Source organism: Clostridium sp. BJN0001 (genome assembly GCF_022869825.1).
Lineage (GTDB): Bacteria > Bacillota > Clostridia > Clostridiales > Clostridiaceae > Clostridium.
This window is the reverse complement of sequence record NZ_CP094971.1, coordinates 1423556-1447531: the sequence shown is the minus strand read 5'-3', so window position 1 is coordinate 1447531 and position 23976 is coordinate 1423556. Positions and strand designations below refer to the sequence as shown.

Genomic DNA, 23976 nt, shown 5'->3' with positions numbered 1-23976 from the left:
GAAATTTTAATGTCTTATGCAGGAGGAAAAAATGAATTTTAGTTTTTTAGATGTGCAGCATATACGAATGAAGAAAATTGGAGCATATGCTCTACTTTTTAGAAACAGTATAGCTAAAGGTACTTGGAAAAAGTATGGCTTTGAAGACGGGTATGAGCAAGATAATTTAATATTTGCAGTACTGTTATATATAATGGAACAATCTTTAAAAGAAGAGATATGTACTATTGACCATATAGGTACATTTATTGATGAAGTAAATAATCTTCATTTTAAAAAGTCAATTATTTATAAAGAGTGCAAGGAATTAGCAGAATTTATTGTTAATACTATATTATGTAACGAAGGAAAAGCAATGTATTTTAAAGCTTATAATTTTAAAATAGGAGAATATGAAGATATAAATATAAGCTTTATTAAAAATAAAATGGAATATGTAGAAGGCATAAGAAGGGTATCTTATTCTTTAACTGAGGATGGATATTCTTTAATTTTATCTACTTTAGAAATAGAAGAAAATTTAAAAATTACCATACATGAAATTGTATTTAAAATGCATTTAGATAAAGCTTCTTATGATAAAGCAGTAAATGATATTAAAAATATATTTAATATGCTTAGAGTAAGAGTACAGAAAATGGAAGAAACTATCAGAAAAATCAAAGAAAATCCACTTGCATATTCAACAGAAAATTATAAATCAATGATGGAAGGAACTTTAGATCTTTTAAGTAGCACAAAAAAGAAATTTATAATTCATAGGACAATGGTAAACGAAAAAATAAATGAGTTCATTGAACACGATATACATATAAAGGAATTAAATAGTGAAGAAAAAGAAAATCTCAACAATTTAAAAATAATAGAGCATTATTTAAGTAGGACTATTGATGAAGATCAAATGGTTTTAAAGAAACATTTTGATCTAAAAGAGGTTTATGAAAAAGAACTAGAAAATATTTCAAAAATGTCTTTGATTGAGAGGTTTAATTTTAGAAGTGAGGTTTATGAGAAAATATTAAATAATCCAGAAAAAATAGAGAACATTGATATATTTTTAAGACCACTTTTTAGAATGAAACCAAAAAAAATTTATAACATAAACAAATCTTTAGAGTATCAAAAAAATATTAGGAAAAATGAGATAGAAGAGGATATAGAACTTGATTTTGATGAAGAGGGATTTGTTGAAGCTGAAAAGAAAAGAAAATTAGAAAGATTAGAAAAGTACAAAGGGGTTATACAAATAATTTTAGAACTTTCAGTAGAGAGAAAAAAAATTTCTTTAAAGGAAATTAATTCATTAATTAAAGAAAGCACTATATTATTAAACACATTAATTCCTACAGTTGAAATATTTAGAGAAGTTATTATTGAAATGTTAAAAAATAGAATTATAGATATATCAGAAATAAGAAACGAGCGAAAAAATGCTGTTGAAACTGGAGAAATTGAGTTTCAACTTAACAAAAGTATTTTAGAAATTATAGATAAAAATAAAAGTTTAAAAAGAATATCAAAAATAAAAGCTTGTAAAATTTTAAATGGTGATGATGTTAAATTAGAAGGGCTTAGAAATGAACTTGGAGATACGAAAAATTTTTTATGCTCAGATGTTTCTTTTGAAATTATAAAAGAAGGAGGGCTAAGGATATAATGTCATACACAACTGAAGAAATTAAGATTAGTAACAAAATATTTTATTATATATTAAAACATGGAGAGTTGAAAGAAGAAGAAGGAGAACTTTATAAAAGTTACTCGGAAAATGAAAATGTAACGCAATTAGTTAAAGAGCTTGGGGAAGCTTCAGAATGTTATGTTAAAAAATATGGAGGAGTAATTTATCTTATACCAAAAGAGGATAATGATTTTCTAGGGTATTCAAAAGGGGAGCTTAAAAAAATATTGTGTAAGTCCTCGGCAAATGATAAAGATTATTATTTATCTCAATTTGTAATTTTAACTCTTTTAGTTGAATTTTACGGTTCACAGGGAATTACAAGTAAGTCAAGAGAATATATGAAAGTTGGAGAATTTTTAAATATAATTACAGATAGACTTAATGATGGTGCACAAAGAGCTATTAATAATGCAAATGTTTCAGAAAGTGGAATAGCTTTTGAAAATATACTCGAAAGATTTGAAGCTTTAAAAAGCAGTGATAAAAAAACTACATCAAAAACAACTAAAGAAGGGTTTATAAATACTATTTTAGATTTTTTGGATGAGCAAGGGCTAATTTATTATATAAAAAGTGATGATATGATTAAGACTACTAAAAAACTTGATAGTTTTATGGATTGGAATCTTTTAAATAGAAATAATTATAAAAGAGTATTGGAAGCTTTAGGAGAAGATATAGATGAGTAAGATAAATAAAATACGATTTGTGAATTTAAATTATAACAATAATACTATGAAAATAGATAATGAAATTTTTTATTTGGATGGAGAAAACACCATGCTAAATTTAAGAAATGGTGGTGGAAAATCTGTACTTGTACAAATGGTTATAGCTCCTTTTGTTAATAAAAGATATAGAAATATAAAAGACAGAAACTTTGAGAGCTATTTTACATCATCGATACCTACATACATATTAATAGAATGGAAACTGGACGATGAAGCAGGATATTTATTAACAGGAATGATGGTTAGAAAAAAAGAATCAGCCTCAGATGAAAACTCTAAAGAAAAGCTGGATATTATAAATTTTATTAATGAATATAATGGAAAAAATGAATATGATATTCAAAGTATACCTGTAATTGAAGAAAAAAATAGCAAAAGAACAATAAAAAGTTATTCTAATTCTAAACAATTATTTGAGAATTTGAAAAAAGATAAAAACTTAAAATTTAATTATTATGATATGAATAATTCATTAACTACTAAAAATTATTTTAATAAACTAGAAGAATATGGAATAAATAATAAAGAATGGGAAAATATAATTAAAAAGATAAATATCAAAGAATCAGGGCTCTCAGAACTTTTTACAAAGGCAAAAGATAGCAGCAGCTTAGTTAGAGAATGGTTTTTGCCAGCTATTGAAAACAAGTTAAAAGTAGATGAAGATAGAATCCAAAACTACAGAGAATTAATAGATAGATATGTAAAACAATATAGATCTAATAGGGCTAATATAGATAAAAAGACAAAGATGGAACTGTTTAACGAGTTATCTAAAAAATTAATTGTTTCCTGTGATGAATTTATAGATACTAACCAAAAAAAGGAAGCATTAAAGAATAAAGTAGCAAATGTAATAATATATCTAAAACAAAATTTTAAAAATAAGGAAGAAGAATTGGTATCTTTAGAAAATCTTATAAATTTATTTAAAGATAAGATTACAAATTTAAATTATGAAAGAGAATCTATTAAGATTTATGAAAAAAAAGATAAAATAATAAGTTTAGAGGACACTATTAAAAGAAAAATGGATTCAATTTCTGAAAGCGAAATTAGAAAAAGAAATTTAATAAAAAAAGGAAACATTATAGAATGTGCAAAAATACATAGAGAATATCAAAATACTTCAAAAGAACTTCAACAATATGAAACGGAGTTGGATATATTAAATAAAAAGAATGAAAATAATGCACCTCGTATTAACAATTTAGGATTTACTATAAAGGAAGTTTTAGAAAAAGAGGCTGAAAATATAAAAAACCAAAAGGAAAGTAAGTCTAATTTAAAGATCGATTTAGAAAAAGAAAAAGAAGCTTTAAAAAATTCATTAGAAACTTGCAGAAAAGATATTAATTATTTAAATAAAAAAGAAGGAAGCTTAAATGCTGAAATTTCACATTTTGACAAGATAGAAAAAAGATTTAATGAAAAGTATAAAGAAAGTTTGTTTAGAAATATTTCAGGATATTTTGATGATCAGAATTTATTATTAATTCATAAAAAACTTAATGAGGAAGATATTAATTTAAATAAAGAAAGAAAAAGTATAGGAGAAAATATATTAAGTGAAGAAGAAAATTTAAAAACAAAGGAAAGTCAAAAGCTAAGAAATTTTGAAAAAATTTCAGAAATCAAAAACAACTTAAAAAACAAAGAAGAAGAGCTAAAAAAAGCTGAAGCAGAAATAGAAAAGCGAAAAGAAATAATTAAATATATAGATTTTGAAGAAAGCAAGGTTTTGGAATCAGAAAGCATAATTAATGCTTTTGATAGAAAGATAAATTTAATAAAAGAGGAAAAATTAAAACTTACAAAAATTTTTGATGATAAAACTTATGAACTCGAAAAATTAAAAACAGGAAAGGTTTTAGATTTACCTAAAGACATAGAAAGAAAACTTAGAGAAAAAGACATTAATATAACTTATGGAATGGAGTGGCTTAAGAAAAATGGATGTTTACTAGAAGATAATGAGAAATTCATCAAAAACAATCCGTTTATTCCATATTCTTTAATTATGGATTCTAAGGAAATAGAAATTTTAGAAAAAGAATCGTTAGACATATTCACATCTTTTCCCATATCAATAATTAATAGAAAAAATTTAGAAGATAATTTTAATAATATAAAGCAGAAAATTGTTGATTTGGATATAGTTAAATTTTTTGTATCTTTTAATAATAAACTTTTAAATGAAAAAGAACTTTTAAAGTTGATAGAAGACAAAGAAAAAGAAACCAAGGAATTAGAGGAAAAAGTAAACGAAAAGAAAGAAAACATCAAATTCTACGAAGAAAAAAGAAATTTTATAAAGTATTCATCTTTAACATCTAAAATATATAAAGATTTAGAAGAAAAAATTAAGTTATTTTCTAACGAAATTTCTTCACTAAGGAAAATAGAAATTGAGTTAGAAAAGGAAATCGCAGAAACTAAGGAAAATATAAAGCAATATGAGAAAAAGTTAAAAATTTTAGATAAAAGTATACAAGACAATATAGATAAGTCAAAAGCTTTTAAAGAATTAAAGGAAGATTATGAAAAATATAAAAAAAATAAATTATCATTGCAGGTGACTTTAGAAAGATTAAAGGTAATAACATTAAAAATAGATAAAGATGAAAAAAGAAATAGTGAAATACAATTAAAAATAACAAGGTGCATTGATTCAATTAGATTTTACGAGTCTACAGAAATAGAAATACTGAAAAAAATTTCAAATTTTAATATTTATAGAGAAGGAGAGCTAATAAAAAAGGATAAAGAAGATTTAATATCTGAATATAATGCTCTTACAAAAGATATAACAAGTTCAGAAAAAGAACTTAAAAGAAAAATACAAGAACTTTCTAAAAAATTCAATGAAGTCGAAAATGAACTTAATATTAAGGCAGATAAGTATGAAATAAAAGAAATCCAATATATCAATGAAACTTATGATATACATAAAGAACTTGAAAATAAAGATGAAATTAAAAAAGAAGAAAAGAATTATGAAAATTTAAAAGAACAACGTAATAAATCCAATGAAGCATTAGCAGTTGCTAAAAGTAAATTAGAAGATTTGTACAGAAAACTTAAAGAACGATTTGATAAAGAAGAACCGAAAGAAAAGGAGCTATTAATTTCTAAGAATTTTAAAAAGGATATAGAAAAACTACAAATAGAAATTAAAGAAACTGGTGATAAAAAAGATAAAATTAATAAATTAAAATTACGAATTGAAAACAACTTAACTAATTTAAGTGAGTTTAATGATTTTGTTATAACGGAAAGTGTAGATATAGCTATAGATTTTAATGAGTTAGATGAATATATTGGAAAGTTAAAAAGAAATTTAAGAAATATTAGCGATAGTGAGATTATAAAAGAAAAGAATCTTACAAACTTAGTTGTGGATATTCAAATAAAAGATGAATTTAAAAAGGAAGCTCTTTTTAAAAATCCAATTCAAACTCTTAAAAGTTTAGTAAGCAGTCCAGTGGAGTTTAAGGAACAGTTAAATATTGTTGTAAATTCTTATAAGCGTATTATAGAAAAATTGATGGTAGATATTGAACTTATTCAAAAGGAAGAAGGCAGAATATTAGATAGCTTGTTAGAGTATATACGAGATGTTCATAAAAATATAGAAAAGATAGATGATAATTCATCTATAAATATTGGAAGCAAAAGATTAAAAATGCTGAGTATAAGCGTTGATTCATGGGAAGAAAATAAAGAGCTTTATAAAGCTAGATTGAAGGAATACATTGATAGTATAAGAAATCAAGCTTTAGAAGTTTTAGAAAAAAATGAAGATATAGAAGATATAATTAGTAATAAAATTAACATTTATAAATTATATGACGAAGTGGTTGGTATTGGAAGCGTAAACATCAAGCTCTATAAAATTGAGGAAGATAAGCAAAGACAAATCACTTGGGATGAAGTTTCAAAAAATTCAGGGGGAGAAGGATTCCTTTCAGCATTTGTAATACTTTCAAGCTTATTATCATATATGAGAAAAAATGAAACGGATATTTTTACTAGAAAAGAAAGTGGAAAAGTTCTAATAATGGATAATCCTTTTGCTCAAACAAGTTCAGCCCATTTGCTAAAGCCGCTTATAGATATTGCAAAAAAAAGTAATACCCAGCTTGTGTGTTTAACTGGACTTGGCGGAGATTCTATATATAATAGATTTGATAATATCTATGTATTCAATCTTATACCATCAAAACTTAAGAGTGGTATAAAAATTTTAAAAAGTGAACATATAAAGGGAGAAGAAGAAAAAGAAGTAATTGTAGCAGCAAGATTTAAAATAGAAGAGCAAACTAAACTATTCTAGATAAAGTAGATGGTAAGAAATAGATACTTCGTGTTAATGGTATTTTTTTGAGATGATTAGATTAAGCTTTAAAAAATTAATTAGCTTCTTACGAAGTTTATAAGAACTATTTTATATTCTTAATTTTATAAATTTTAAGCTGCATACCGTTTTGGAATGCAGCTTTTTTATAATAATTTAATTATCACAAAAATTATCTTCTACATTTTGAAGAGCTTCGCCAAATCTTTGAAAATGAACAATTTCTCTTGCTCTTAAGAACTTTAATATATCTTTTATATCATGTTCATCAGTAAGACTAATTAGATGTTCATACGTAACTCTGGCTTTTTGTTCTGCAGCCATGTCTTCAGTAAGATCAGCTATAGGTTCACCTTTTGTCTGAATATAATCAGTTGTAAAATTAACTCCACTTCCACTACATGGGAAGACAGCATTTCCATGGTCTACATAATGTGTTCCAAGTCCTGCATCTTCAAGTTCTTTTGGAGATGCATTCTGCATTATTTGAAATGCCATTGTTGCAATTATTTCGACATGTGCCATCTCTTCTGCTCAGTTGACTTATTTGCAAAAGAATTATTAAAGTCTGTTCTCTCAAGTGAAGAGCCTATTGGTACAACATCTAAAGTCTTAGTAGAGCTGTCCCAAACTACAAATTTTACTACACTTCTTATAAGACGTTTTTTATCATCAAAATTTTCTACAACATCATAAAACTTTTTAAAATTAGCATATAGCTCAATAATCTGATCTAGACTTTCATGTAATTCCTTTATCTTTTCATTTTCATTATTTAAAGTTATAATTTGATTCTCTAATTTTTTATTTTCTTCAAGAATAGTTCGAATTTCTTCCTGGTAAGTTTTATTTAGAGGATCATTATCATCTAAGAAAGATACTTTTCTTACCAAATTGCTTATTGATTTTTTATTTAGTTCAATGTCAGAATTAAGCTTTTTTATTGATTCTTTATTATTTATCTTTATATGGGTTCTTTCTTTATTGTTTAAATATAATTTCAATATATCGTCTTCAGTTGTAAGCTTAATGCGTTTAACAACAAAATCTTCAGCTTTATATGCATTAAGAGCAGTATTATCACATCTTTTGCTAGCTTTACTTTTTAAGTTGCAAGTATAGTATCTATATAGACTTTTAGTATTATCAGTAGATTTATATATTTGGTTTCGTGGAGCCATAGAAGAGCCACAATGAGCACAAATAACTAAACCACTTAATAATGCATCAGTACTTGTATATTGTCTATTTGAAGCCTTTAACTTTATTTGGGAGCTTATATTTTGGCACTCTATCCATATATCTGAAAAAATTATTCCTGGATGTTCACCTATTGAAATAATCCATTCGTTTATTTTATTGAAACATCCTTTTTTATTACGTCTATTATATGGCATAATTCCATTAAAATTATTTATTGAATCTTCTTTATATATTTCGCAGCCTTTATCTTTTAAATAGGCTAGAATTTTTTTATCAGCAACTACATATACTGGATTATTTATCATTTGTTTTACAAGCTCACGAGAAAATACACTACCTTTTCTGCTATAAATACCTTTGCTTTCTAATGCACGACTAACGTGTTGAAAACTCTTATATTTAATAAAAAGTTCGAAAACTAATTTTACAATTTTTATTTCAGTATCATTTATCTTGAGTATATGTTTCTTTCTGCTTTTGCCTTTTCCATCTGTATTTTCAACCGTAATAGATTCATAGCCAAGTGGAGCAGGCCCACCTAGCCATCTGCCTGTTTTAGATAATTCTCTTAAATTATCTTTAATACGTTCTGCAATAGTTTCACGCTCTAATTGTGCAAATGTTGCAGAAATATTCATCATAGCTCTTCCCATTGCAGTAGAAGTGTCAAACTGTTCTTTAATACTTACAAAGGATACATCATTCTTTATAAGAATCTGAAGAGTATTTGTAAAATCGGCAACATTACGAGATATACGATCTAATCTATAACAAATTAAATGTGAAAATTTTTTCGCTTTTATCTGTTTCATCATTTTTTTAAATTGTGGCCTGTTTATATTTCCCCCTGAAAAACCTTCATCTTGAAAGATCTCATAATCAGTTATACAAAGAATATTTTTTGCATAATTAATGCACATATTAATTTGGTTTTCTATTGATTCACCTTCTTCGGTGAATTTACTTTTTCTTGAATAAATTGCTATGGTTTTCAATTATATTTCCTCCAATACATATAGTTTAATCATACTTCATAAAATAATTAAGTTAAGTGAACATTTATACGTATTTTAATTAATAATATGTATAAATAATACTAAATAGCACATGAAAGATAGGGTATATCTCTTTTTATAAAGTTTTTTCTTATTTTTGAATATAATATTTCATTAGTAACAATGGAGGAAATTTTGTATTTTATTATTTCTTCGGTTACATTAAAGTATTCAGCCATTTCAGGAATTGAAATTATGCAACTATTAAGAGCTTGTACAAAGTCTGAATCACTGATTAAATAGTTTGCTGCCCATCTTTTAGCTTTATGTTCATCTTTACTTTTATAGATTTTATCAAGATAGCTTTTAGAAGGCCTTATGAGATTAGAAAAAGTAGTAAAATGATGGCCTACTTCTTCTGATAAAACAGATAAATATACTGGGCTACTAGATAGGAGAGAGTTATCAAGTGCAATTACAGATAGATTTGGAGGCGTAGAAAAGTATATGCCTAGTGAACCTATAGATTGCAAGTTTACAGAATCATAGAACATTATTTTTTCAGAATTCATTAAGCTAAATAAATTATAAATAGTTTTCATTATTAATCACCCCATAGAATTTTATGAGATAATTATATCACAAAATACGAACATATGTTCTAAAATTATATTTGTAAAGAAATTGAAGTGATAAAAAAGGTGTTCTCAATGAACACCTTTTACAATAAAATAGATTGATTAGCACCATAGTATTGATTTTTTAGATTTGTTAAATAATTCAGTCTATCAAATAATACTATTTTATTTTTTTATTTATCACTATCATAGAAATTATGGTATAATTACAATACATATCGAACGTACGTTCAATATGTATTGTACATGCATTGAATAAATGCTATTTTATTCAGCATATTGTTTATGGTATTATATATTCATAATATGTAATAATTTTAATGGAAGGAGTATTAAAATTATGATTTTGCCATCTAAACATATATCTTTATCTGAATCATATATTGGATTGGGAGCTTTTTTAGTTAAGCTACTTAATAAACCAATAATTTTGGACGATATTTTGAAAAAATTCAATGAAGAATTCGTGGAAACTAAGTTGCTAACAGAATATCATTCGATTGATGATATAATACTTACATTAGAATTATTATATTGTATGGGAATAGTAGAAATTAATGATAAGGGGGAAATTTATAATGTATCTGAATAAATTATATTCAAATAAGGAATCATTTAATAATATTGAATTTCTACCTAATGACATAAATATTATTTTAGGTAAAAAAACTACCAGTGAACTTGGAAAGTCAGTTAATGGGGTTGGAAAAACTTTATCACTTAAAATTATAGATTTTTGTTTAGGATCATCAATAAATTCTAAAGATAATATATCAAAACTTAAGGGATGGGAATTTTATTTAGACTTTACTAGTAATAAGAATAGACATACAATTCAAAGAAATGTAAATAATAAAAATTATGTTTTTTTGGATCATGAAGAAGAAAAGGTGAAAGATTTCAATAAATATATGGGAAAACTTTTCTTTAATATAAAAACAGAAAGTAATTTGTTATCATTTAGAAATTTAATTTCAAGATTTTTGAGAATCCCTAAGAAAGGATATTTGTCATGGAATATTTGTAAAGATAAAGAACAACAAGAAACAGCATTAATTTGCAATTCTTTATTGTTAGGTATAAATACAGATTTAATTAAAAAAAAGACTGAACTTAAAAATAAAATAAATGAATTAAACTCGAATAAAAAAATTATAAAAAATAATGAAGATATTAAGGAAATTATTAAAGGAACTGATATAGGAGTAAATATAAAATCTTTAACTAAAGAAATAGATACATTAAAATTAAAATTAAAATCATTTCAAATTTCTGAAGAATATAATAATATAAAAACAGAATTAGAGAAGTTTAAGTATAAAAAAAATGATATTATAAATGAAATACAATTAAATAAAAATTTGATAGGAGAAATAGATGAAAGCCTAAATACTAAAATAGATATTTCAGCAGAACAAGTTTTTAATTTATATGAAGAAGCTAAAGTGATTTTAAATTCTCAAATAAAAAAAACAATCGAACAAGTATCGGAGTTTCATGAAAAACTTTTAAAAAACAGGAAGATAAGGTTAAAAGAAGATAGAGAAAAATTAAAATCACATATAAATATATTAAAAAATGAATTAAATATAGCAAGCAACAAAATTAATTGTAATATTGAATATTTAAAAGATAAAGGAACTCTTGATGAATACGATACGTTAAGAAGTAAATTATCAGATATGGAATTAAGACTGTATAAAATTAAAGAATATGATAATATATTGTCAGAAATAGATATAAAAGTAAATACCATAAAAAAATCAATGGCTGATGAAGATTTAACAGCAACAGAGTATTTGATTGATTATAAAAGAGATGAAATTATATCAAATATTTTTAAAGAGTATGTAGATTCAATATACAAAGATGAATATAGGGTATCTGGAATTAAGGTAACTAATAATACTAGAGAAAATAAAATAAGATTTGATATTGAACCAGAAATTGAAGGTGAAAATTCAGCTGGCATTAATAATGTAAAAACATTTTGTATAGATATGCTCTATTTATTTTTGAAAAATAATCATGATATAGAATTTATTTATCATGACAACAGTATATTTACAGAAACAGATCCACGTCAAGTATATAATATGCTAAAATTAGCGCTTAAGATTTGTAAAAAAAGTAAGGTTCAATATATTTTAAATATAAATTATGATATGTTTGAAAATGTAGTAAAAATATCTAACTTAGAAAATGATACTGCATTCGCAAATCATTTAAAAAAAAGAATTGTTGCAAATTTATGTGATGATTATCCCCAAAATAAATTATTAGGAATAGATTTCAAATAAGGAACAGAGTTTATACTTGTTCCTTATTTTCTTGTGGTTCCTCAAAAATATCACATGATTCAAAAAATTTAGACATTATAATATATGTATTGGTTGTATATAAAAAGTCATTGGCTGGAGATAAATTATCATTTTTGTAAGAGTTGTTAAGAATATAATTAAATTGAGCATTAGAATCATTAGGAAATTGCTGTTTTGCATCTTTATATAAATCACTATAGATTGAACACAGTTCTTCGGATATATTATTCCCTCTATATGTCTTTAAATATGTATCCAATTTATTGACAGAGTAGTTTGCCATAGTTAAAGCATTAGAATTATAAGCACTTAAATTATTCCATTTTAATTTTTTATTAAAATCAGGAGCAATAAGCTTGTTATTATTTTCTTTAGGTCGAACGTTATTGGTTAAATATGATATTATTTCTCCTATGATAGTATTGTTGATTATTCCAATATTTATTTCTGGAGCAAGACAATTACATATACTTATTTTTTGAGTTTCATTGAGAGAATCAAATATATTAATTAAACTTATTCTATCCATAATATCAAACTTAATTGGTGAATATTTAACATTAAGTTCCTTTAATTTTTCAGATAAATCAGGGAATATACCTCTGTAATTATTTAATACAAATGTATATTGTTTGATAGGTTCCCAATATCCATTGTTTATATTATCACGCAATTTTATAAAATCACCCTCAGCTTTATTTATTACATACTTTTGTATATTAGAATCTGTAGTTACAGTTTCTTTAGGACCATATACTTGATAAAAAATTCCTTCAGTACGTAAATATCCATCACAACCTCTATCTCCAACTGCACCTTGGATTTCTATTTTTGTGAAGTTTGGATTGTAAAAATTCATTACATTATAGAAATGTTCTTGAAACATATTGCCATATGATTTTAAAAGTAAATTTTCAAAATACAAATGATAATAAAAAAGTTCTGCACGACCCACTTTAAATTACCCCCCGTGTTAAAAATATAGGTGTTCCTAAAGAACACCTTATTTAATAATTTTTAAATGATCTTGAATTACAAATACATCTTCTTCTGTATCTTGAACTTTTCTTTTAACAAATCTAACATCAGTTTTGATTTCTTTTAATTGAGATGATAATTCATCAGCCATTTCATTAGTAATCATTTTACCAATGCCAGAAGATAAAGAATCAAGTCTTTCATTAGTTTTAATTTGTTCTGTCTTTATATCATTTATAGATGATTTTAAATCATTATACATTTTAGATATAAGTTCAAATAAGTCGTTGTTGCTTTTTTCCATAAAAAGAACCTCCTTAATTAAATTTATATTAATTATTTTTTATTCTTATACTTTTGCTTAACAAATTCTATAAAATTGTTAATTTCTTTTTTACCTTCATCTGGAATATCATCATAATCAGTGTCGCTATGAAGTGCGATAGTATTTTTAGGATCATTAGTGTATTGTTTGTAATCACTTAATCCTAATATATAATCTGATGAAACATTATAGTAATTAGAAAGTATTTTTATTGTTTCGGAATCAGGTATTCTTTTCCCTTGTTCATAATATCCATATGCACTAGTAGTAATGTTTAATATTTTAGCGATATCTTTTTGTAATAGACTGTGTTCTAATCTTAAATCTTTTAATCTATCTTTTAATTGCATGTGAATTCCTCCAAGAAATATATAATCTTATTTTACAACTTAAAGTTATAAAATAGGATATAAACAACAAAAAATTGATTTGACTATTGACAAACAACTTAAAGTTATATATTATTTAATTATAGAAACAACTTAAAGTTAAATTAAATTTCAGAAAGGAGTAAATTAATGAAAAATAAATTAATGGAACTTAGAGCAGAAAATAATCTGACTCAAAAAAATGTAGCTAAAGCAGTAGATATAACAACAAGTTTTTATGGCATGCTTGAAGTTAATAAGCGAAAGCCATCAATAGATGTAGCTTATAAGTTAGCTTTATTTTATCATACAACAATAGAAAAAATTTTTTTCTGTGAATAAACAACTTAAAGTTATTTTTAATTATATTCTAGTATAAAAGGAGATGAAAAAGAATGGACAAACAATACAGAAATATTTACCAAATAGCGAGAGAATCTAAAGGAATTACGCAGGAAAAAGCATCTGAGCTTATGGATATAAGCGTTGATAGCTTAAGAGTATATGAAAGTGGCAGGAGAGTTCCTCCGAATCATATAGTTGCTAAAATGGTTGAAATTTATGATACACAGTATCTTGCATATCAGCATATAAAAGCTGATGAAGTAGGCAAATGTATACTGCCAGATATAAATATAAAAAATTTATCTGCTTGTATTTTAAGTGTACATACAGAAATTAAAGATTTTTTAAAACTTGAAGATTCTCTTATGGAGATAGGTGCAGATGATAAAGTTGATAAAACAGAAAGAGATGCTTTTAGCAAAGCTGTTAAAGAGCTTGATGATATTGTAAGAGCAATAATGGAGCTTAAATTTTCAAAGTAGCAGAATTTAAAAGGGACAAATAAATAAGAACTAACATAGTATGAATATCAAGGGGGGACAGTATTGAAAAAAAATACAGAGCCTATAAAGGTAATTATGCATCCAATAGATGATATAGATGTCTACAATGAGAGCCTTACAACAGTAATGTTTGATATTATAGAAAAACAGTTTGGCCCAGAAATATTGGAGTTATCTATGGAAGAATTAGAAAAGAGATTAAATAACAAAAGTGTATAGGCTGAAAAGCCTGAATACATGTTAGTTAACATAATTTAAACAATGTTAAGAAAGAAGTAGAGGTGGTAATATTTTTTGGTATTAAAAAAGAACCCTTATACAAGAGTTCAAAACACTTTGAGTTAAGGATTGCCGTCCTTAACTCCATTATATAAAAAAATGGAGGAAAAGTAAATATGGTTTTTAATTTTTTAAATGAATTAAAAGAAAAAGTCTGCAAAAAGGACTTTGAAATTATTCTTAATATGGCTACAGATGATATTAAATTTAATAGGGTAAAGTTTAATAAAAGGACAAGCCCTAAGGAGTTTATAAGTATATGCAGTATGTGTTATTTAGCAATATTAAAATGTAATGGGGGAATATAGACATGATAACAGTTTTAGATTTAGGAAATAACAATGTCAAAGGAATGAATGATAAGGGAAATATTATTAATTTTAGAAGCAATTTAAGTAAAGGTTATGAAGCATATCCTGATGGATTTAATTATGTACTTCTTAATGGAGAATATACTTTTTTTGAAAAAGGATTTTTTAGTAAGGAATATATAAAAACACAGAAAGATTATAAGGCACAGTTACTTTATGCTATGGCAAAACTTTATGATGATATTGATATAGAAACTAATCTTACATTGTTACTTCCAATAAGTGAAATGAAACATAAATCTGTCTATGAAGAGCAACTAAAAAATAAGCAATTCAAATTTACTGTAAAGGCAAATAAGAGAAAAGAAGTTAACATAAGTATAAAAGATGTTTTTGTAGTTCCAGAAGGATATTCTAGTTATTTTATATTGTCTGATAAAGAGAAGGAAAGTAATGTACTAATAATTGATATAGGTGGTAGGACAACTAATGTTGTTGCAATGGATTATGGTAAAGCACAGACATTAGATACTTACAAAATAGGTATATTAGACTTTTATGAAAAACTTAAAGTCCTTAATTCAGATAAGATGTACAAGCTTGAGGATATTGAAAAAGCAATTAAGCGTGAAGATATTAAAGTTACCTATAAAGATCTTGCAGCCTTTATGAATGACATAATAAATGAAATAAGCGTATCAGTTAACATAAATCAATATACTGTTAGATTCACAGGTGGAGGTTCATTAGTATTAAAAGATGTTATACAAAAGGATTTACCTGAACAATGTGTAATGCTTGATGATCCATTATATACAAATGTTAAAGGAGCATTTATGGTAAGCAAGCAGATATGGAATGGTAAAAAGAATGGCTAAAGGTAAAAGAAAAACAATTATTCTTAATGAAGAAAATCCTAAAGAAAAAGTAATACTGGAATTTCTTAAAGAACAGTATAATGCATCAGAATTTATTAAAAATTTGATATATTCTTATATTCAAAATAAAAATAACAATAATTTACATGATGATAATTCAATGGTAATACAATTACCACACAATGATAATTCAATGGTCAATGTGTTATCACATGATGATAATAGTATTACCACATCATTACCATTGAATGATAATACAATGACCACATCATTACCACATGATGATAAGCATGAGTTCAAAATAGATTTAGATAATGTTTCTGATGAAGATGTAAAAATAACTGAAGCTGAATCAGAAAATCCAGATAAAAATGCACTTGATTTTTTAAAGAATTTTTAGGGAGTGATGTAAATGGATAATGAGAATAATATATCTTATTACGCTATTATACCAGCATATGTAAGATATGATAAAGAATTAACTGCTAATGCCAAATTGCTTTATGGTGAAATAACAGCATTGTGTAATAAAAATGGTATTTGTTGGGCTAGTAATGCTTATTTTGCAGAATTATATAAAGTAAGCGATAGATCTATAAAAAAATGGTTAAGTCAGTTAATAAATAAGGGATATGTAGAATCAAATATAAAATATCAAAAAGGTGATGTAAAATCAACAAAACGATATTTAAGTTTACCCAATTTAGGCAGGGGAATAAAAGTTCCCGAGGGTGGGGGGGATAGTGAAGAAAAGTTCACGACCCCCCGTGAAGAAAAGTTCACCCTTAATAATACAAGTATTAATAATAAAAAAGAAAAAAGAAAAAGAAAAACAGAATTTGATTCGCTTATAGATTCTTATAGTCAAAATGAAAAATTAAAAAATGCAATATATGAGTTTATAAAACACAGAAAATCTTTAAAAATTCCGCTAACTACCTTAGCACTAAAAAAAATATTAAATAGGCTTAGTAAATTAGCAAATGATGATGAATCAAAAATAGAAATGATTGAGAATAGCATTATGAATGGATGGCGTGGGATATTTTCAGTAAAACAACAGGAAAATAAAATTCTCTCAATGCCTAGAAATAAAACGCCGAAAGAACCAGTCAAAATAGATATAAGCAAGTTTGGAGGAATTTAGAATGGAAGAGATTAGAGCATTACCAAGTGCTGTTGAAACAGAGCAAACACTTTTAGGTTGCATATTAAATAATACTCAAAGTTTCCTAGAAGTTGATGGATATCTTAATGAATCTGATTTTTATGCAAGTAATCATAAGGAAATATATAAAGCGATTAAATATCTTATTCATGAGAACATAGGAATTGATTTAATAACTTTTCTTGAATATTTAAAAAAGAATAATCTAATAGACAAGTGTGGAGGAGTAACTTATGTTACAGAGTTATTTGCAACAGGTATTGGATATTCACTTGTAAGTGATTATGCAAAAATAATAAAAGAAAAATCAAGCCGAAGAAAACTTATAAAGGCAGGTAGAGAACTTAGTTTGCAGGCTTATGACGAAGATATAAATATGCTTGTTGAGAATATATCTGATGAACTGCTTTATGCTCAATCTAGTAAGCAGGGAGGAGAAATAATAGGTATGCAAGAAGCAATGGAAGAGTCTCTTAAAGATCTTGAAGAAAGATATCAAAATAAAGGAAAACTAAGAGGAATATCATCAGGATTTAAAGAGTTAGATAAACTTTCATCTGGACTTAGAAGAACAGATTTTATGATAATTGCAGCAAGACCATCAATGGGGAAGACAGCCTTTGCTCTGAATATAGGACAAGCTGCATCACAATATGGAAGTGTGGCAATATTTTCAATAGAGATGTCAAGAGCACAGCTTATGGATAGACTTTTAGCTGCAAGATGTTTTATTAATTATGACAATGTAAAAAATGGAAACTTGAATGATAACGAGTGGAATAAAATAATGCAGGAAGCAGGAAGTTTAGAACAAAGGAAGTTATTTATTGATGATGAATCAAGAATGCTTAGTGATATTAAAGCAAGATGCAGAAAAGTAAAGATACAAAAAGGATTAGATGTTGTAATAATAGATTACCTTCAGCTTATAAGAGTTTCAAAGAAAACTCAATCAAGGGAACAGGAAGTATCGTATATATCTCAGGAACTTAAAGCATTAGCTAAGGAATTAGATATTACAGTAATTGCATTAGCTCAACTTTCAAGAGCACCAGAGCAAAGACCTGATCATAGACCTAAACTTTCAGATCTAAGAGAATCAGGTTCAATAGAACAGGATGCAGATATTATAAATTTTATATATAGAGATGAGTATTACAATCCTGATACTGAAGATAAAAATATAGCAGAAATAATTACAGCTAAAGACAGAAACGGAATAACTGCTACAACAAAATTAGTATGGATAGGAAAATATCAGAGGTTTGGATCATTAGATGTAATACGATAGGAGTGGTTAATATGTCAAATAGAAGATTACCTAAAGTTGGAGATACAGTAATTCTTAAAGGGTGTCCAAATGCAATAACATACAAAGATAAAAAATTTAAAGTTAAAAGAGCACCTTTTTTATTTAATAAAAAAATAGTTGCACAGTTAAGTGGCTTAAGAGGATATGTTCCAATTAAGAATTTAGAAATTGTTAAATATTGTGACTAACAAAGGGATTACAAGCTAAGTTAAGGTTACAATTTTTATAAAGTAGGAGGAGAAATCCTCCTACAAAATGAGGTAATTAAAATGATTATAAATAAGATTTTAGATATAGTAATTCCTAATGTTCAAGATGATATGGCTAATGGTTTAAATCTTAGAGAAGCTCTTGAAAAGGAATTAATAAAAATAGGATATATAGATAAAAAGAAAAATGAGGAGTAGAAATGGCTGTTAGTAAAATAAATAAACAAAAATATTATTCATTTATTGAAGCGTGGGAAAAAAGTCTTAAAAGTGAATCTGTTGTGATAACAAGTGAAATAAGTAAAGATAGTTACAGAAATGAAATTAAAAATAAAAAAAGAAAATTAAAATTTTATAATCCCATAATTTGTGGATGGCAGCCATGTGCTTATATTATTCCAAGTGAAATGTTTGGAAGATGGTTTATAAGTGAGAATACTAAATAATAGTCAGAAAGGGCGTAGAAATATGGAAAAAGCATTTAAACTGGGTAAAGATTCTCAGTTATATAAAGATTATCAAAAATATATAGAAAGAGTTGAGTTTCAGAAGAAATGTGTATGTGATTTTTTTAAAAATCACGAGATAAAAACAACAAAATATTATGTTACTGGTGATGGATTTTGTAATAAGGCATTTAATGAATATGAGAAAAAAGATATAAGAATAGGAATTATTCCTAATGAATGCGACAAAAAGACTTTTAAAAAAGAATTGTTAAGACCTTCAGATTGTGGATTATGTATGTTTAGAGCAAATGGGAAATTAAGCAGGTCATTTCAGAACTATGCTATAGAAAAACAATTTGTAATAAATATACTTGAACCATATGCAAATGATTATTTTAAAAGTTTAGGATTTGGTGGATATAGCTTAGCAAAACTTATTGATGAAAATAATGTGATGTATATAAAAATATCTAGTGAGCATCTAGGAGATAAAGATGTTCCTAAAGGCTTAGAAGAAATAAAAATAAGTGAATTTTATGCAATTAAAGAAAGAATAGATGTGAAGCAGTAATGATATGTAATTGTATATGTGCTAACAATGTTGATTGTTCATATAGCAGAAAAGACAGCGACTTAGCATGTTTCAATTGTGAAGAATGTTTTAACTACGATTTAAAGAATAAAAATCTAAACAAAAAAGAAAAATGTAATAACTTTGTAATTGCAGATGATTATATAAAAAATTATAAAATTAAAATTTTAAAGTGAGGTAGAGCAATATATAAGAAAGGGTGTAGAGAGTGAAGTTAATAGCTATAATTTTAATAATTTCATGTTTAATAGATATTATTAATCCGTCAAAAAGATTATTTAAATCATATATAAGAGCAAAAAAACGTGGAGTTAATGTAAAAGATATAAATTTTAAGGCTTTTTACAAAGCAGAAATATTAAATATTATAGCTTTAATATTTTTTATAATATTTATTTTTAAATATTAAGCCAAGCTAAGAAAAATTGGAGGTTTAAAGCATGGATAAAAATGTTAAACAAGTAGAGAATATAATTAATTTTCTACAAGCAACTAAAGAAATTTTAACTACAGGAGAAATAGCGGATATTAGTTCCGCTTGTATAGGAGCAGTTAAAAGAATAAAAAGCAATATGTAGATTTGATGAATTAGATAGAAAGTTATGATCTTTGAAAATTGAATAAAATGGTATTTAAAATATGGTATAATATACTAATAAAGTATATATTAATTATAGATTAGATATTAAGGGGGGAGAATGAATTGGGAAAGTTTTATATAAAGAATATCGAACTTGATAAAGAACAATATAAACTAAATAATTATATAGTATTGAGACAGAGTTATGAAAATGCTAAAGAAACAATGGTACAGATTGATGATTCAAAAAATTTATATGAGAATAACATAGTATTATTTTATAGGGCATTAGAATTTAGTATGCCAAAGGTTCATATTCAAGCCTATGCAGATGAAAGTGATGATGTAACATATTCTTTTATAAAGGATTTATCTTGTACAATGATCAATTATTATTCATCAAAAAATAATGAATATCAAATAGATAAAAGAAAAATAAATATCAATGAAGAAAATATTAGTGATTTAAAAGATACATTTAATCTGATTATTGAATATAATAAGGAACAAAGAAAAAAGAAAAAAGAAAATAACTATCATCCAACAAGGTGGTCATATGCTTACAATCAATATGTTAATGCTTGTACAAGTATGTCAATTGAAATTAGTATATTAAATATTATAACAGGTTTAGAAGCATTATTAGTTGAAGGACAAGGTGAACTTACTTATAGGGTATCTTTATATTCAAGCATTATAGCAGCTAATAAAGCAGAAGAAAGAAAAAATATACGTGATTTAGTTAAGTGGATGTATAACTTAAGAAGTAAAGTTGTTCATGGAGAAGTAAAAGAAGTAGTTAAAAAACTATCAAGTGATGAATTATATGTTAAATATTATGATCTAAAAGAGTTGTTTTCTAAAATTATGATGAAAATATATAAAATTGATGAAAAAGTTGTATTTAAAAAAATTGATGACATGATTTTTAATTGCCCACAGTTTATTAAGTAAATTTGTTTAATAAGATTAATATTATAAATACCGTATTATCTACAATGAGATATACGGTGTTTTTTTATTTCACAATGCTAAGACTTTATGAATAAAAAAAGGTGCTCATAAAGAACACCATAAAATATATTAGAGAATTGCACTTGAACACCAGTTCTCTAATACGCCTATCTAAATTATACCATAATGTAAAAAGGATAGGTGACAAAATGAGAATTAATAATAAAAAAATTAAGTTTGCAGTAGAAAATGATTTAAAAAATTATCCATATTATCTTATATCAATTGAAACTCCTGGATTAGGTGGTGCAATACGACCAGATATAATTCTTGATAAAAACATAAGTACTGCTGATCCTGTTGGAAAAAGTGTGGCAAACCTTGAATATAAAAGAGCATTAGTAAATGCAATAGGTTTTGTATTTGATAATCTTGATAAAAGAAGTAAAAGAATAATAGAAACAGGTTACTTTAATGATAATATGACAATGACTGAAATAATTGATGAATTAAAAATAGACAAGAATAAATATTATAAATTAAAGGAAGATGCATTATATAAATTTGCACTTGGAATAGGTTATTGTTAATCATTTATAAAATTAGATAAGAAAAAATAGAGAAAATTTAAGGATAAATTAGGGAAGAACTAAGGAAGATTTGAGGAAAAGTAAAGGAAAATTTTATGGACAAATTAAGAAAATAATGTTAGGATTTCGGTATGGTGAAAAATTGAATATAGATTTAAACAAAGCACATACATTATCGTATGTGCTTTTATTTATATTGTATTGTGAGGTGAGGATATGAAGAAAATATATAAAAGTTATAAATGTAAGGGATGTCATAGTGAATTTATTTTAATGAATTCAGATATAAGCAAAAATATGTTTAAAAATAAATATTTATCATGTCCATATTGCGGATGCAAAAAAATAAATCCCACAATTGAAACTGATGATCTTCGGGAATGTATGAAACATATGGCTTGGAAAAAAGAACACGGAGTTATAAAACAAGTGAGACAATGAATTTTACAGATGATGATTTAGACAGAAAAATAAAGGAGCCATCTGAACCAATTCCAGAAGAAGAATATTTACAGTTTAAATATAGAATAGAAGAAATGAGCAAAAAATATCCAAAAAGAAATTTAATGCTTTTTCAACTTGGAATTGCAACAGGATATAGGACAGAAGATTTAGTTTGTTTAACGATAGGAGAAATTAAAGAAGCATTAGAAAATGGATATTTTAGAATACAAGAGCAGAAACAGTATAAGCGTTGGAAGAAAAAGAAAATTAGAAATAAGAATATAAAGTTAAAGAAGCCAAAGTCAAGACAAGCAGAAATAAAGAATAACTTAAAAAAACTTTTAAAAAGATATGTGAAAAATAAAATAAAATCGGAATATGCTTTTAAGTCAAATAAAGGAAAATATATAACATCTAAATCATATTCAGAATTTTTAGCTGATGTTGGAAAAGATTTAAAAATAGAACATATAGGGGGCCATAGTATGAGAAAGACATATGCAATGAGATTATGGGATGCAACTCATGATTTAAATTATGTAAGGGAATGTTTGGGACATAAGAACATAGAAACAACAAAATTATATCTAGGATTTACTAAGAAAGACAGAGAAGAAGCTGCAAAGATAACTGATGATAGATTATAATTTTGCTTATTAATAAGCAATGTAGGGGAACATACTTATTTGGATACTAATAAAAAAATTCTTTCTAATATAAGCATTAAAAAATATTAATCAGTAATCATAGGTATTATAGCGGATTTAAAAGTAGAGTGAGAAATATAGCTTAGCTATTGAATTTAAAGGCTTTAGATAGATTTAAATAATAATTAAAAAAACTTCAATCAAAATTTTATTAAAAATTCAACCTAAGAGCAACTCAATTAAATTAGCCCTTATGTATTGTATTTAGTGGGTTTAAGCATAATGGTTTGACTTTATAAATTTGTTTTAATAAAGTGTACATTTTAGGTGCACTTTATAAAGAACAGATATAATAATAAAAAATTTGAAGAAATTAAATAAATTTTATAGAAATTTAACCACAAAAGTGTTCAATAATACTTTACATACTCAAAATGAACATTTATAATAAAATCATAAAATATTGTTTCGGAGGGAATTGAATTTATGATTTTTGGATATGTTAGGGTATCAAGTATGGATCAAAAAGAAGATAGACAGATTCAGGCGTTAAAGAATTACTGTTCAGAGCTAGAATATCAAAATATTTATATAGATAAGCAAAGTGGTAAAGATTTTAACAGAAAAAATTATCAGGCGCTTAAGACTATATTAAGAGCAGGTGATATTTTAATCATCAAAGAACTTGATAGACTTGGTAGAAATAAAGAAGGATTAAAGGAAGAACTTGATTATTTTAAAAATAATAAGATAAGAGTAAAGATATTAAATATACCAACTACACTTATAGATTTGCCAAAAGGTAATGAATGGGTATTCGATATGATTAATAATATTCTTATTGAAGTTCTTGGAGCTATAGCAGAAGAAGAAAGAAAAAAGATAAGATCTAGGCAAGCAGAAGGAATTGCAATTGCTAAAGCTAAAGGAAAATATAAAGGTAGACCTTTAGCACCACTTCCAGAAGGTTTTGAGAAACTTTATAAACAATGGAAAGACAAAAAGATAAGTGCAGTGCAATTTACAAAACTCTTGAATTTAAAAAGTAGAACAACATTATATAAATATATTAAAAGATATGAGGAGAAGGCTAATTAAGGTCTTCTCTTTTTTAT

30 protein-coding genes and 1 pseudogene are annotated in these 23976 nt (G+C 25.5%); 25 read left to right on the top strand and 6 right to left on the bottom strand.

Translation table 11 applies throughout. From position 1 onward, the window contains the following. Nucleotides 1-31 precede the first annotated feature (31 nt). Genes MTX53_RS06950 through MTX53_RS06940 form a run of 3 tightly spaced genes read left to right on the top strand, consistent with a single transcriptional unit; the run spans nucleotide 32 to nucleotide 6751 of the window. Nucleotides 32-1657 carry a hypothetical protein gene (locus tag MTX53_RS06950; RefSeq protein WP_244832997.1) on the top strand — a complete coding sequence of 542 codons (1626 nt, stop codon included), beginning with the start codon at nucleotides 32-34 and terminating at the stop codon, nucleotides 1655-1657. Beyond that, nucleotides 1657-2373: a DUF6063 family protein gene (locus tag MTX53_RS06945; RefSeq protein ID WP_244832996.1), complete on the top strand. Its 717-nt coding sequence runs from the start codon at nucleotides 1657-1659 to the stop codon at nucleotides 2371-2373. Before MTX53_RS06950 ends, MTX53_RS06945 begins: the two co-directional genes overlap by 1 nt. Then, the gene (locus MTX53_RS06940) at nucleotides 2366-6751 is read left to right on the top strand and encodes a hypothetical protein (protein WP_244832995.1); all 4386 of its coding nucleotides are present in this window, start codon (nucleotides 2366-2368) and stop codon (nucleotides 6749-6751) included. Before MTX53_RS06945 ends, MTX53_RS06940 begins: the two co-directional genes overlap by 8 nt. 177 nt (nucleotides 6752-6928) lie before the next feature. On the opposite strand, the pseudogene MTX53_RS06935 reads toward MTX53_RS06940, so the two are convergent. The 3 genes and pseudogenes from MTX53_RS06935 to MTX53_RS06925 all read right to left on the bottom strand — a co-directional run. Further along, a pseudogene (locus MTX53_RS06935) lies at nucleotides 6929-7303 on the bottom strand (manganese catalase family protein); the annotation flags it as partial. Continuing rightward, nucleotides 7279-8970, bottom strand: a complete 1692-nt coding sequence (locus tag MTX53_RS06930; RefSeq protein WP_244832994.1) for a recombinase family protein — start codon at nucleotides 8968-8970, stop codon at nucleotides 7279-7281. The pseudogene MTX53_RS06935 and the gene MTX53_RS06930, both read right to left, overlap by 25 nt. Before the next feature lie 101 nt (nucleotides 8971-9071). After that, nucleotides 9072-9572 (bottom strand): ImmA/IrrE family metallo-endopeptidase, encoded by a 501-nt coding sequence (locus tag MTX53_RS06925; protein WP_244832993.1) that lies wholly within the window; start codon nucleotides 9570-9572, stop codon nucleotides 9072-9074. Nucleotides 9573-9948: 376 nt separating this feature from the next. Between MTX53_RS06925 and MTX53_RS06920 the strand changes: the two genes are divergently transcribed. Together MTX53_RS06920 and MTX53_RS06915 are read left to right on the top strand one after the other, a co-directional pair. Beyond that, a complete protein-coding gene (locus MTX53_RS06920; protein ID WP_244832992.1) occupies nucleotides 9949-10200 on the top strand; it encodes an ABC-three component system middle component 6 in 252 nt (83 codons plus the stop codon). Next, nucleotides 10187-11908 (top strand): DUF2326 domain-containing protein, encoded by a 1722-nt coding sequence (locus MTX53_RS06915; RefSeq protein WP_244832991.1) that lies wholly within the window; start codon nucleotides 10187-10189, stop codon nucleotides 11906-11908. Before MTX53_RS06920 ends, MTX53_RS06915 begins: the two co-directional genes overlap by 14 nt. 10 nt (nucleotides 11909-11918) lie before the next feature. On the opposite strand, the gene MTX53_RS06910 is transcribed toward MTX53_RS06915, so the two are convergent. From MTX53_RS06910 to MTX53_RS06900, 3 genes are read right to left on the bottom strand one after another with little or no spacing between them, the layout of a single operon-like run. Further along, nucleotides 11919-12884 carry an ABC-three component system protein gene (locus MTX53_RS06910; protein ID WP_244832990.1) on the bottom strand — a complete coding sequence of 322 codons (966 nt, stop codon included), beginning with the start codon at nucleotides 12882-12884 and terminating at the stop codon, nucleotides 11919-11921. Between the two features lie 48 nt (nucleotides 12885-12932). Further along, nucleotides 12933-13211 carry a hypothetical protein gene (locus tag MTX53_RS06905; RefSeq protein ID WP_244832989.1) on the bottom strand — a complete coding sequence of 93 codons (279 nt, stop codon included), beginning with the start codon at nucleotides 13209-13211 and terminating at the stop codon, nucleotides 12933-12935. Between the two features lie 32 nt (nucleotides 13212-13243). Continuing rightward, nucleotides 13244-13582, bottom strand: coding sequence for a helix-turn-helix transcriptional regulator (locus MTX53_RS06900; RefSeq protein ID WP_244832988.1), 339 nt, complete (start codon nucleotides 13580-13582; stop codon nucleotides 13244-13246). Between the two features lie 168 nt (nucleotides 13583-13750). On the opposite strand from MTX53_RS06900, the gene MTX53_RS06895 reads away from it, so the two are divergent. The 20 genes from MTX53_RS06895 to MTX53_RS06800 all read left to right on the top strand — a co-directional run bounded on the left by MTX53_RS06895 (nucleotide 13751) and on the right by MTX53_RS06800 (nucleotide 23959). Then, complete coding sequence (locus tag MTX53_RS06895) at nucleotides 13751-13942, top strand: helix-turn-helix domain-containing protein (protein ID WP_244832987.1); 192 nt, start codon at nucleotides 13751-13753, stop codon at nucleotides 13940-13942. 53 nt (nucleotides 13943-13995) lie between these two features. Then, nucleotides 13996-14427: a helix-turn-helix transcriptional regulator gene (locus MTX53_RS06890; RefSeq protein ID WP_244832986.1), complete on the top strand. Its 432-nt coding sequence runs from the start codon at nucleotides 13996-13998 to the stop codon at nucleotides 14425-14427. Between the two features lie 63 nt (nucleotides 14428-14490). Continuing rightward, nucleotides 14491-14667: a hypothetical protein gene (locus tag MTX53_RS06885; protein ID WP_244832985.1), complete on the top strand. Its 177-nt coding sequence runs from the start codon at nucleotides 14491-14493 to the stop codon at nucleotides 14665-14667. A gap of 176 nt (nucleotides 14668-14843) precedes the next feature. Next, nucleotides 14844-15035, top strand: coding sequence for a hypothetical protein (locus tag MTX53_RS06880; RefSeq protein ID WP_244832984.1), 192 nt, complete (start codon nucleotides 14844-14846; stop codon nucleotides 15033-15035). A gap of 2 nt (nucleotides 15036-15037) precedes the next feature. Further along, nucleotides 15038-15916, top strand: coding sequence for a ParM/StbA family protein (locus MTX53_RS06875; RefSeq protein ID WP_244832983.1), 879 nt, complete (start codon nucleotides 15038-15040; stop codon nucleotides 15914-15916). Continuing rightward, nucleotides 15909-16316: a hypothetical protein gene (locus MTX53_RS06870; protein ID WP_244832982.1), complete on the top strand. Its 408-nt coding sequence runs from the start codon at nucleotides 15909-15911 to the stop codon at nucleotides 16314-16316. Before MTX53_RS06875 ends, MTX53_RS06870 begins: the two co-directional genes overlap by 8 nt. Before the next feature lie 12 nt (nucleotides 16317-16328). Next, a complete protein-coding gene (locus MTX53_RS06865; RefSeq protein WP_244832981.1) occupies nucleotides 16329-17063 on the top strand; it encodes a helix-turn-helix domain-containing protein in 735 nt (244 codons plus the stop codon). Between the two features lies 1 nt (nucleotide 17064). After that, nucleotides 17065-18375, top strand: coding sequence for a replicative DNA helicase (gene dnaB / locus MTX53_RS06860; protein WP_244832980.1), 1311 nt, complete (start codon nucleotides 17065-17067; stop codon nucleotides 18373-18375). Between the two features lie 11 nt (nucleotides 18376-18386). Further along, nucleotides 18387-18584 (top strand): hypothetical protein, encoded by a 198-nt coding sequence (locus tag MTX53_RS06855; protein WP_244832979.1) that lies wholly within the window; start codon nucleotides 18387-18389, stop codon nucleotides 18582-18584. Between the two features lie 81 nt (nucleotides 18585-18665). Then, nucleotides 18666-18803: a hypothetical protein gene (locus MTX53_RS06850; RefSeq protein ID WP_244832978.1), complete on the top strand. Its 138-nt coding sequence runs from the start codon at nucleotides 18666-18668 to the stop codon at nucleotides 18801-18803. A 2-nt stretch (nucleotides 18804-18805) separates the two neighbouring features. Further along, nucleotides 18806-19051 carry a hypothetical protein gene (locus MTX53_RS06845; RefSeq protein ID WP_244832977.1) on the top strand — a complete coding sequence of 82 codons (246 nt, stop codon included), beginning with the start codon at nucleotides 18806-18808 and terminating at the stop codon, nucleotides 19049-19051. Nucleotides 19052-19073: 22 nt separating this feature from the next. Further along, on the top strand, nucleotides 19074-19625 hold the full coding sequence (locus MTX53_RS06840; RefSeq protein WP_244832976.1) for a hypothetical protein: 552 nt from the start codon (nucleotides 19074-19076) through the stop codon (nucleotides 19623-19625). After that, nucleotides 19625-19822: a hypothetical protein gene (locus MTX53_RS06835; protein ID WP_244832975.1), complete on the top strand. Its 198-nt coding sequence runs from the start codon at nucleotides 19625-19627 to the stop codon at nucleotides 19820-19822. The genes MTX53_RS06840 and MTX53_RS06835 overlap by 1 nt, the downstream gene beginning before the upstream one ends. Nucleotides 19823-19854: 32 nt before the next feature. After that, nucleotides 19855-20055: a hypothetical protein gene (locus MTX53_RS06830; RefSeq protein ID WP_244832974.1), complete on the top strand. Its 201-nt coding sequence runs from the start codon at nucleotides 19855-19857 to the stop codon at nucleotides 20053-20055. A 31-nt stretch (nucleotides 20056-20086) separates the two neighbouring features. Next, complete coding sequence (locus MTX53_RS06825; protein WP_244832973.1) at nucleotides 20087-20224, top strand: hypothetical protein; 138 nt, start codon at nucleotides 20087-20089, stop codon at nucleotides 20222-20224. 125 nt (nucleotides 20225-20349) lie between these two features. Further along, nucleotides 20350-21180: a HEPN domain-containing protein gene (locus tag MTX53_RS06820; RefSeq protein ID WP_244832972.1), complete on the top strand. Its 831-nt coding sequence runs from the start codon at nucleotides 20350-20352 to the stop codon at nucleotides 21178-21180. 209 nt (nucleotides 21181-21389) lie between these two features. After that, nucleotides 21390-21770, top strand: coding sequence for a nitroreductase (locus tag MTX53_RS06815; protein ID WP_244832971.1), 381 nt, complete (start codon nucleotides 21390-21392; stop codon nucleotides 21768-21770). Between the two features lie 216 nt (nucleotides 21771-21986). Further along, a complete protein-coding gene (locus MTX53_RS06810; protein ID WP_244832970.1) occupies nucleotides 21987-22211 on the top strand; it encodes a hypothetical protein in 225 nt (74 codons plus the stop codon). Continuing rightward, the gene (locus MTX53_RS06805) at nucleotides 22208-22861 is read left to right on the top strand and encodes a tyrosine-type recombinase/integrase (RefSeq protein ID WP_244832969.1); all 654 of its coding nucleotides are present in this window, start codon (nucleotides 22208-22210) and stop codon (nucleotides 22859-22861) included. Before MTX53_RS06810 ends, MTX53_RS06805 begins: the two co-directional genes overlap by 4 nt. Before the next feature lie 486 nt (nucleotides 22862-23347). Further along, nucleotides 23348-23959 carry a recombinase family protein gene (locus tag MTX53_RS06800; protein WP_244832968.1) on the top strand — a complete coding sequence of 204 codons (612 nt, stop codon included), beginning with the start codon at nucleotides 23348-23350 and terminating at the stop codon, nucleotides 23957-23959. Nucleotides 23960-23976 lie beyond the last annotated feature (17 nt).